The organism is Veillonella sp., assembly GCF_019414865.1.
Lineage (GTDB): Bacteria > Bacillota > Negativicutes > Veillonellales > Veillonellaceae > Veillonella.
Genome location: NZ_DXLG01000182.1, coordinates 1 through 2,265, shown reverse-complemented (window position 1 = coordinate 2,265; position 2,265 = coordinate 1). Strand labels below are relative to the sequence as shown.

General features: G+C 34.3%; 2 protein-coding genes. Both read right to left on the bottom strand.

Annotated elements, in window-relative coordinates; genetic code table 11:
• Nucleotides 1-834, bottom strand: an 834-nt coding sequence (locus QZ334_RS08030; RefSeq protein ID WP_295233497.1) for a hypothetical protein, incomplete at its 3' end; no start/stop codon positions are given.
• A gap of 122 nt (nucleotides 835-956) precedes the next feature.
• Nucleotides 957-2,081, bottom strand: coding sequence for a cation diffusion facilitator family transporter (locus QZ334_RS08025; RefSeq protein WP_295233494.1), 1,125 nt, complete (start codon nucleotides 2,079-2,081; stop codon nucleotides 957-959).
• Nucleotides 2,082-2,265: the final 184 nt, after the last annotated feature.

The window sequence follows — 2,265 nt, the reverse complement described above, 5'->3', positions numbered from 1 at the left end:
ATTATAACCCATATCCATATATTTAATATTAAAAGATGTAATAGATTTAAGATCGTTATAAAACTCCATCTCATCAGTATTAGTATTCCAGAATACCATCATATTTTCATATACAGGTATACCATAATACTGTTCAGCTTTTAAAAATTCAAATGGTAAATTCATGTTAGGTTTCGCGTAGTTAAGAGGACTAACAGTAAGCAAATAGGTATCTCCTACCTTGCCATTCATGTATAAATCTCTAGGAATTAAAGAGTCTGATATTACTTTATCTTTTCGAATACCATGTTTACTAACATTCTTATTTTGAACAGAAATCGAGTCTGTATTCACTATTTTGCTAGCAGATAAATCGGGGCTTAAGATATATTTCGCGTTCTCATTAGAAGCTATAATTTTACCATCTATATAGTCTAGTGAAGCGGAGAATTTATCGAATTCATATCCAATAACATTAGAGCTTAAAGATGTATCATTAATCTTAAAAATTAATAGTGGATACAAATTCATATTTGAAATTGCAGCATTAGAACGTGCAAGCAGATATAATTCATCATTAACGATAAGAGAGTCGAAAATATAGCAGTTATATTCTGTCATAATAGGCAATACATTAACAACATAGGATTCAGAGTAATTGCTTGCATTTATAACTGTCACGGTTGCATTAGGATTACGCTTAAGATCAACTGTAATATTTTTCTCTAGAATTATCCCTTGTTTCGACAAAATACGTGTCTCATTTCTCGTACCACTAAAGTGCAAAGCACACAAAACAAGAATAAGGAAAACAATAAAACTTACAATATAATGTTTCTTTATCCACCGTAACATAGAATCACCATCTCTCTTACTTATAGTATAGCTAAATCTATCAACTAGTAAAAGAAAAGGCTTCAACCATTTCTCGCCGGAATATTTTGGTCGATGATTGGTTGAAGCCTTTATTTTTACTATTAGTTACTGAAGTCTGTATCTACAATAGCGAATTGTACATAGTCAGGACAGCGTTTTTGCATTTCTGCTTTAATTTTTTCTAGTGTACCATGTGGATCTTCTTCATCAAAGTCAAAGATGATATCGTAGTAGATAACTTTCTTTTCTTCGTGTACGTAGAAGGCATGTACTTGTACAACATGTGTATATAAGCTTACGACTTGATCAAGAGCTTGTCTAATTTCAAGCACTTCCACACTCGGTTGGTTTTCAGCATATACACCAACAGTCATAGCAATACCAAATTTTTTATAAAGATGAACAGCGATACCTTTTGTTAGTGGATGGATATCCGCCATCGTCATCGTATCTGGCACTGTAATATGAACGGATCCAATTGTTTCACCAGGGCCGTAGCTATTTAATACTAAATCATATACACCACCCACATTTGGATGTTGAGCGATAGTTTCTTTAATTTCACGAACTAAGTTATCATCGGCACGAACGCCAAGCAAGTGATTATACATTTCTTTTAAAATGTCATAAGATGCTTTCAAAATCAATACGGAGATAGCGGCCCCTACATAACCTTGAATATCAAAGTTAAAGAAGAATACTAAGCCTGCAGATACCAAAGTTGCAAAGGTAATTACCGCATCAAAAAGGGCATCTATACCAGACGCTACAAGAGCATCGGATTTATATTTTTCACCTTGCGCCTTAATATAACGGCCCATCACAACTTTCACCACAATAGCGACAGCGATAATAACCAAGCTCGGAACATCAAAGGTGGATACCTCAGGGTGAAGAATTTTATCAATAGACTCCTTTAGGGATCCAATACCTGCACCAAGGATAATGAAAGCAATCGCCATGGTAGTCATATATTCTATGCGACCGTGACCAAATGGATGCTCCTTATCAGCCCCCTTGGCTGCTAATTTTGTACCAACGATGGTCAATACAGAGGACAATACGTCCGTTAAGTTATTTACCGCATCAAGGATGATGGCGATGGAGTTAGACGCAAGGCCTACAATCATTTTAAAGATAACGAGAACGACGTTACCTATAATTCCTTTTATACTAGCAAGCGTAATCCCCCGATTACGTGCTGCACCATTTTCTTGCAAAATCATATTGAACTACACCTCTTACATTCAATTCACTAAGCTATAAATCGAAGCCTATCGATTTATTTACATTTCTATTATAGCTTATCGATTATCATTTGTCATTATATTTTTTGAAAAAATTTCTATAAAATCATTGATTTTAGTGAGTTATCAATAATTCTCATTTCTCAATTAGAACATTTGATGT

What these genes read in the sequence shown, in the direction of transcription:
- QZ334_RS08025 (WP_295233494.1), bottom strand. Translation starts at nt 2,081, where the DNA reads ATGATTTTGCAAGAAAATGGTGCAGCACGTAATCGGGGGATTACGCTT.